Origin of the sequence: Saccharothrix luteola, assembly GCF_020859565.1 — a bacterium.
GTDB lineage: Bacteria > Actinomycetota > Actinomycetes > Mycobacteriales > Pseudonocardiaceae > Actinosynnema > Actinosynnema luteola.
In genome coordinates this window covers 166,112-172,944 of sequence record NZ_JAJHUO010000025.1, presented here as the reverse complement: position 1 = coordinate 172,944, position 6,833 = coordinate 166,112, and the positions used below count along the sequence as shown (strand labels likewise).

At 71.9% G+C, this 6,833-nt stretch carries 8 protein-coding genes; 5 read left to right on the top strand and 3 right to left on the bottom strand.

Annotation, left to right across the window (positions count from 1 at the left end):
• Window positions 1–114: 114 nt before the first annotated feature.
• A complete protein-coding gene (locus tag LNK82_RS32245) occupies window positions 115–1,302 on the bottom strand; it encodes a lytic polysaccharide monooxygenase (protein WP_230570669.1) in 1,188 nt (395 codons plus the stop codon).
• A 234-nt stretch (window positions 1,303–1,536) separates the two neighbouring features.
• On the opposite strand from LNK82_RS32245, the gene LNK82_RS32240 reads away from it, so the two are divergent.
• Window positions 1,537–2,430 carry a PfkB family carbohydrate kinase gene (locus tag LNK82_RS32240; RefSeq protein ID WP_230570668.1) on the top strand — a complete coding sequence of 298 codons (894 nt, stop codon included), beginning with the start codon at window positions 1,537–1,539 and terminating at the stop codon, window positions 2,428–2,430.
• On the opposite strand, the gene LNK82_RS32235 is transcribed toward LNK82_RS32240, so the two are convergent.
• On the bottom strand, window positions 2,407–2,946 hold the full coding sequence (locus tag LNK82_RS32235; RefSeq protein WP_230570667.1) for a Scr1 family TA system antitoxin-like transcriptional regulator: 540 nt from the start codon (window positions 2,944–2,946) through the stop codon (window positions 2,407–2,409). The genes LNK82_RS32240 and LNK82_RS32235 overlap by 24 nt on opposite strands.
• A gap of 146 nt (window positions 2,947–3,092) precedes the next feature.
• Here LNK82_RS32235 and LNK82_RS32230 point away from each other — a divergent pair, with 146 nt between their 5' ends.
• The 4 genes from LNK82_RS32230 to LNK82_RS32215 all read left to right on the top strand — a co-directional run bounded on the left by LNK82_RS32230 (window position 3,093) and on the right by LNK82_RS32215 (window position 6,033).
• Entirely contained in the window at window positions 3,093–3,968 is an 876-nt protein-coding gene (locus LNK82_RS32230) for a helix-turn-helix domain-containing protein (protein ID WP_230570666.1), read from the top strand.
• Window positions 3,968–4,330 (top strand): DUF397 domain-containing protein, encoded by a 363-nt coding sequence (locus LNK82_RS32225; RefSeq protein ID WP_230570665.1) that lies wholly within the window; start codon window positions 3,968–3,970, stop codon window positions 4,328–4,330. Before LNK82_RS32230 ends, LNK82_RS32225 begins: the two co-directional genes overlap by 1 nt.
• A gap of 197 nt (window positions 4,331–4,527) precedes the next feature.
• On the top strand, window positions 4,528–5,532 hold the full coding sequence (locus LNK82_RS32220; protein WP_230570664.1) for a C40 family peptidase: 1,005 nt from the start codon (window positions 4,528–4,530) through the stop codon (window positions 5,530–5,532).
• 153 nt (window positions 5,533–5,685) lie between these two features.
• Window positions 5,686–6,033: an STAS domain-containing protein gene (locus LNK82_RS32215; protein WP_230570663.1), complete on the top strand. Its 348-nt coding sequence runs from the start codon at window positions 5,686–5,688 to the stop codon at window positions 6,031–6,033.
• Between the two features lie 12 nt (window positions 6,034–6,045).
• On the opposite strand, the gene LNK82_RS32210 is transcribed toward LNK82_RS32215, so the two are convergent.
• On the bottom strand, window positions 6,046–6,810 hold the full coding sequence (locus LNK82_RS32210) for an ATP-binding protein (protein ID WP_230570662.1): 765 nt from the start codon (window positions 6,808–6,810) through the stop codon (window positions 6,046–6,048).
• Window positions 6,811–6,833 lie beyond the last annotated feature (23 nt).

Genomic DNA, 6,833 nt, shown 5'->3' with positions numbered 1-6,833 from the left:
GGGCCCGCGGGGGGCGGTGGGCGTGGGACCCCCGGCGGGTGGAGGCGGGCGCCGCCGAGGAGCAGGCGACCGACCCCACCAGGAGCGCGACCAGGGCCGCGCACCGCCCCAACATCAGGCCGCGGCGCAGGAAGCGCCGTTGAGGGCGAACGACGACGGGTTCGTCGGCGTCCCCTGCGACGTGCCGTTGAACCCGAAGCTCACCGTCTGGCCCGGCTGGATGTTCTGGTTCCAGCTGGCGCCCTTCGCGGTGGCCTTGCCCGCCGCGACGGCGACCTCCGCCGACCACGCCTGGGTGATCCCCTGACCCGCCGGGACGTCCCAGACCAGCTGCCACGCGCTGACCGCGCTGGTGCCCGTGTTCTTCACCGACACGTTGGCGGTGAAGCCACCGGACCACGAGCTGGGCACGCTGTACGTCACGGCGCAGGCGCCCGGCGTCGTGCCGCCCGTGCTGGTCCGCACCGACACCGCGATCGACGGCGACGAGGTGTTGCCCGCCGCGTCCCGCGCCACGACGTAGAACTGGTACGCCGTGTCCGCGCTGAGGCCGGTGACGGTGGCCGTGGTGCCCGAGGTCGTCGCGACCGACACGTCGGTGGCGCCCGCCTCGCGGTAGACCGTGTAGCCGCTGACGCCGGTGTTGTCCGAGGCCGCGGGCCAGCTCAACGACACCGAGTTCGCCGTCGCGGTCGCGGTCGGCGTGCCCGGGGCCGTCGGCGCCTGGGTGTCACCGCCGGTGTTGCCCCCGCTGAAGACCACGTCCGAGCAGCTGTAGAACGCCTCGGGGCTGTCGTTGCGCTGCCAGATCGAGTAGATGATGTGGCGGCCGGACTTGTTGGGCAGGGTGCCGTGCCACGAGTACTCGCCGCCCGACGCGACCGGGTTGGTGATGCTGTCGAACGGCGCCGGCTCCAGGTCGGACCACTTCAGCGGCTGCGTGACGTCGAAGCCGTCCTTGGTGACGTACTGGTCCCAGGTGCCGGGGTGCGGCGCCCACGCGTTGTACTTGAAGTTGATCCGCGCGCCGGCCTGCAACGTGGTCACGGGCCAGTCGCCGCGGGCCAGGTTGTAGGCGTCGTACTTGGTCGTGGGCCCGCACAGGTCGCCGTCGGCGATGATCTCGCGGTGCTTGCCGGCGGCCTGGCTGATCAGGTTGCCGTACCAGTCCCACAGCGGTTGCTTCCCACCGATCTGCACCGCGGCGACGCACGCCGGGTTCGTCGGGTTCAGGTCGCCGCCGCCGCTGCCCGCCCTGCCGTCTTCGTAGCAGGCGTAGGTGCGGCTTGCGGGGTACGTCATCGACCCGTGTGCCACCGCTACGCCGCTCTGGACGAAAACGCTGGTCACACCGACGATACCGAGCGCGGCAACGGCCAACGCCCCAAAGCGCTTGAGTCGCAAGGACCTTCTCCTTCAGATCGACGGTGATCTGTTAACCACGGACTGGGAGCGCTCCCAGAATTACGATCGCATTACCGGTGACGCCACGTCAACGACCCGTTTCAACTGGTGGCCACCGGGTACCGCTCGACCATGCGGATCGCGGTGGTCGGTCAGATAGCCCGTGACCTGGTGTTGGTGGTGCCGGAGGTGCCCGGATCCGGTGGCCGCGCGAGCGTGCTGGAACGTCGCGAAATGCTCGGCGGGAAGGGCGCGAACATCGCCCGGGGCACGAGGCAGCTCGGCGCAACGGCCGCGGTGGTCGGCGTCGTCGGGGACGACCGGGAGGGCCGCCTGCTGGTCGAGCGGCTCGACGCGGACGGCGTAGCGACGGCCGCCGTGGTGTGCCGGCAGGGCGTCCGGACGGCGCTGCTCGTGGACGTCGTGTGCGACGGCGAGTACCGGTACCTGGAGGACGTCCCCGGGCCGACCCTGCTGACGGTGCAGGACGTGCGCGCCGCGTCGGCGATGCTGGGCGGCGCGGACGCGGTGATCGTGCAGCTGCAGCAGCCCGCCGACGCGGCGCTGGCGGCGGCCCGTGCGGCGAACGGGCTGGTCGTGCTGGACGGCGCGCCGGACGGGCGCGCGGCCGAGCTGCTGGCCGCGGCGGACGTGGTGCGGGCCGATCACCGCGAGGCGGAGGCGTTGACCGGGCGGTCGATCACCGGGACGGACGCGGCCGTGCGGGCGGGGCGCGAGCTGCTGGCCCGGGGTCCGTCGGTGGCGGCGCTGGAGGTGCCGGGCGAGGCGAACGTGCTGACGTGGGACGGGGATTCGGCGGTGATCCCGCTGACCGATGAGGACGTCGTGGACACGACCGGTGGCGGCGACGCGTTCGTGGCCGCCCTGACCGTGGCGCTGGTGCGCGGTGACGACCCGGGTGACGCGGGCCGGCTCGCGACGGCCGCCGCGGGTCGTGCGGTGGGCCACCCCGGCGGGCGGACGGACCTCACCGGGCTCGCGCTAGGCGCGCGTCAGCTCCGCTAGGCGTCGGAAGAACTCGTTCGCCGACCGGAGGTGGCGCGGGTCGTCGGTGAACATCGCGCGGTGCAGGTAGGCGTAGAACACGACGGCCGGGCCGTCCGCGAGGACGAACCGGGTCAACGGGTGGTCGAGGCCGGGGCAGTGACCGGCGCCCGGGTGGATAACGCGGACCGTGACGTCGGCGCGGTCGACGGTGACGCCCTCCAGGACGTAGGCCGTGCAGCGGTCGGCGTCGAGCTGTCCGAGGGACGGGTGCACGCCCAGCGGCGCGAAGACGTCGATCCGCTCGGCGGTGCGGCACAGCACGTTGATCACGCTCGTCGCCTCGGCGCCCCAGGCGCACCACAGCGTCGGGTCCGGTGTCGGCGAGGCGGCGGTGCCGTCCTCCAGCCGCTGGACCCGCTGCGGGCACTGCTGGGTGCGCGCGGCGAGTTCGGCCACGGTCAGGCCGGAGGCTTCGCGGACCCGGCGCAGTTCCCGGCCGAGCAGGCGGCCGCGCAGCGTCGGCTTGTGGTCCATCGGGTCATCACCTCGAACCGCGAGACACTTCTCGTGCTTGTCCCGAAGCTATAGTGATAATTATCCCGGTGTCGACTCATCGGACGAGTGCGCTGTAGCTACGCTCGGTATCGCTCCGGTCCACAAGATCCGATGGGACGAAGGACATGGGCGACGACGCCCCGATCTCCAGCACGGTGCAGGCGTGGGAACTCGGGCTGAGGCTCCGGGAACACCGGGAGCGCCTCGGGTTCACGGCGGCGGCGGTCGGCAAGACGACGGGCATCGGCGGCACGAACCTGTCCGCGATCGAGTCCGGCAAGCGCCGGCTCACGGCGGCGAAGCTCCGTGACCTGGCCGACGCGTACGAGCTGGCCGAAGACGAGCGCGCCGGACTCGAAGCGCTGCGGGCGCAGACCGAGCGGCGGGAGTGGTGGTACGACTACGCCCGTCTCTACTCGGACGAGTTCCTGCGGTTGCTGGGCTTGGAGGCGGGCGCCGACAAGGTCTTCGAGTACGCGCCGGACATCATCCCCGGACTGCTCCAGACCGCCGACTACGCGCGGGCGGTGGTGCGGGCGGGCACACCGTACATCCGGCCGGTCGACGTCGGCCCGAGGTTGGAGACGAGGCTGGCGCGGCAGGGCCGCTTGGCCGGCGACGACCCGTTGCGGCTCGACGTCGTGCTGGGCGAGGCCGCGTTGCGGCAACTCGTCGGCGACGCCGGCGTCATGCGGCGGCAACTGGCGCACCTGCTGGACGTCCTCGACCGCAAGGGTGGTCACGTCCGGGTGCGGGTCATGCCGTTCGCGGCGGGGGCGCACCCGTTGCTCGGCGCGGCGTTGAAGATCCTTTCCTTTCGCTCCAACAGGCTCGGCGACCTGCTGTACCAGGAGACAGCGATCAGCGGTGTCATCATCGACAAGCGCCAAGTGATACTCGAGTCGACGGCGAGCTTCGCGGAGACGTTCGACCGAGCGCTCGACGACCGCGACTCGCGCGGGTTCATCGACGCGGTCTACCACGAGATGGAGCGGTTCTGATGCCTCACACCCCCTCGGCCACTTGGTTCAAGAGCAGCTTCAGCACGGCGTCGGGCGACTGCGTCGAGGTCAGGTTCGACGGTGGCGTGGTCCAGGTGCGGGACACCAAGGACCAGGGCACGGGACCCGTGATCACCGTGGAGGCCCCGGCGTGGGATGACTTCCTCCGCCGGTTGGTATCGGGTTCGGCCGAGGCGGACGGCGCGTTGGCCGTGCTGCCCGGGCCGCGCGGCGGCGCGATCCTCCGCGCGCCCGATGGTGAGGTGGCGCTGCGCTACACGCGCGGCGAGTGGGAGATGTTCATGCGCGGCGTGCGGGCGGGCGAGTTCACCCACTCCGCCGTCGTCGCGCGGGCGAGCTGACCCACCAGACCGTTCCGCCGCGACGGGTCGTCCCGACATCGTCCCTCCGCGGGCGAAGAGGAACGGCGGACGTCCCGGGAACCGGTGGAAGTGGACCCCTTATGGACTGGCTCCGGCGGGTTCCGTAACCTGTCCGAGACCCTGGGCGGGTGTAACCCGTTCGGGGCCCAGCCGGCTCAAGGAGGATTGCGCGAACCGTGGCGTCGAAATCCGCTCAGCGCACCGTCCGCGCAGCCCTGACGGCCACGGCCGTCTCCGCGCTGCTCGGCGCCGCCCTGCCCCTCCCCCAGGCCGCCGCCGACCCCGAGACGCCGTCCAACGCCTCCGCGGCGTTGAAGAAGTACACCGACCTCTCCCACCAGGCCGAGGCGCTGAACGAAGAGCACCTGCGCGCGCAGGAGACGCTGGCCAACGCCCAGGGCGCGCTCGACCAGGCCAACCGCGACATCACCACGGCCCAGCAGGCGCAGGAAGCGCTGCGCGGCCAGGTCGACCTGCTCACCGAGGCCTCCTTCGAGGGCGCGCGGTTCGGCCAGCTGTCCGCGTTGCTGGTCAGCGACTCGCAGCAGGACTTCCTCAACCGCATGTCGGCGCTCGGCGTGCTGGCGGGTGACAACGCGGAAGCCCTACAAGGGCTCAGCGACGCCGTCGACCTGGCCAACGACGCCGCCCGCCGCGCGAACGAGGCCGCCGACGCCGCGAACAAGGCCATCGCGGACATCGACCAGCGCAAGGCCGCACTGGACGGGCAGATCACCCAGGCCCGCGAGGCCTACCGCTCGTTGAGCTCGGCGGAGCGCGCGGCGTTGAACAACGCGGGCGACATGAGCGCGATCCCCGTCCCGGCGGGCAAGGCCGGTCAGGCGCTGGCGTTCGCGCTCTCCCAGCGCGGCAAGGACTACGTCTACGGCTCGAACGGCCCGAACACCTGGGACTGCTCCAGCCTCATGCAGGCCGCGTACCGGTCGGTCGGCATCGCGATCCCGCGCACCACGTACGGCCAGGCCACCATCGGCCGGTCGGTGTCGCGCAACGACGTCAGGGCCGGCGACCTGATCATCTACTACTCCGGGCAGACGCACGTGGCGATGGCGATCGACGGCCTCCGCGCCGTGCACGCGTCCACCGAGGGCGTGCCGGTGAAGGTGCAGGACATCGAGTCCATCGGACCCGTGGACGTCATCCGGCGCGTGGTCGGCTGAGCCCACCGCGGGGACGCTTTCGGGTGGAGAGGTCGAAGCCTGGTCGGAGGGCGAGTTGCACCGGTCCTGACGGGCGCTCACAGTTCTCCTGGGCCTAGGCTGAACGCGGTTGAGCAGGCAGCCGCACTCTGCCGACCACACCCAGGGGTGGACATGGACGATTTCACCGATGCCGTCACGCTCACGGCGCGCGAGGTGTCCGCGGGCGTGGTGGTCGTCGTCGTGACCGGTGAGCTCGACATGGCGACGGCTCCGGTGGTGCAGGAGTACGTCCACCGCAGGCTCGGCGACGCGAGCCGGGCGCTCGTGCTCGACCTCTCCGGGGTGACGTTCCTCGGGTCGACGGGCATCAACCTGCTGATCGCGCTGCGGTCGGCGTGCGAGTCGGTCGGCGCGGCGCTGCGGTTGGTCGCGACGACGAAGGTCGTGCTGCACCCGTTGGAGCTGACGGACCTCATCGACCACTTCACGATCGTGACGGCGGTGAGCGAGGCGAGCTGACGGGCGCGGGGTTCAGTCGCCGAGGACGGCCCAGACGACCTTGCCGCCGTGCGGCCACGGGTAGCAGCCCCACGTGCGGCTCAGCGACGACACGATCGTGAGGCCCCAGCCGCCTGCGCGCAGCGGCTCGCCCTTCGGCTCCTGGGGCGGGTCGGGGCTCTCGTCGCGGACCGCGACGGTGAGCCGGTGGCCCCGGAGTTCCAGGCGCAGCACCGGCGCGGAGCGGGCGTGGTGGACGGCGTTCTCGACGAGTTCGGTGGCGATGGTGACGGCGTCGTGGACGAAGTGGGTGACGTGCCGGCGTTGGCACGTCTCGCGCACGAAGTGCCTCGCCAGCAGGCCGCTGAGCAGCGAGTCGGGAAGCTGCGTCTCGTCGCGCGTGCGTTCGGTCGGGCGTTCGACGGCGGCCAGGGCGGCGTTCAGCGCGGTGAACCCGGGCACCGCGCCCGTGGTGCCCGTGGCGAGCGCGCGCCGGTGGCCGGGCGACTCGCCGACCAGCATGAGCGGCACGCCCGGCCACTCCGACACGCGCAGGCCCACCGTGGTGAAGACCGACATGAACGCGGGCGTGGCGCACTCGAAGTCGTCGTCGAGGCACACGATCACGGCGGTCGGCTCGTCCACGGCGCACTTGAGCAGCCCGTCGCGCAGTTCGCGATAGGTGGTCAGGTCGAGCCGACCGGTCGGACGGACCACCGCCGCGCCGTCGACGTCCGTGCGGTGGAGCGCGAGCGCGGCCACGTCGCCGGCGTCCCGCCCACCATCTCGCGTTGGCATCAGGTCACCCCGCTCGGTGAATA

What these genes read in the sequence shown, in the direction of transcription:
- LNK82_RS32230 (WP_230570666.1), top strand. Translation starts at nt 3,093, where the DNA reads ATGGGCGACGACGCCCCGATCTCCAGCACGGTGCAGGCGTGGGAACTC.
- LNK82_RS32240 (WP_230570668.1), top strand. Translation starts at nt 1,537, where the DNA reads ATGCGGATCGCGGTGGTCGGTCAGATAGCCCGTGACCTGGTGTTGGTG.
- LNK82_RS32235 (WP_230570667.1), bottom strand. Translation starts at nt 2,946, where the DNA reads ATGGACCACAAGCCGACGCTGCGCGGCCGCCTGCTCGGCCGGGAACTG.
- LNK82_RS32210 (WP_230570662.1), bottom strand. Translation starts at nt 6,810, where the DNA reads ATGCCAACGCGAGATGGTGGGCGGGACGCCGGCGACGTGGCCGCGCTC.
- LNK82_RS32215 (WP_230570663.1), top strand. Translation starts at nt 5,686, where the DNA reads ATGGACGATTTCACCGATGCCGTCACGCTCACGGCGCGCGAGGTGTCC.
- LNK82_RS32245 (WP_230570669.1), bottom strand. Translation starts at nt 1,302, where the DNA reads ATGACGTACCCCGCAAGCCGCACCTACGCCTGCTACGAAGACGGCAGG.
- LNK82_RS32225 (WP_230570665.1), top strand. Translation starts at nt 3,968, where the DNA reads ATGCCTCACACCCCCTCGGCCACTTGGTTCAAGAGCAGCTTCAGCACG.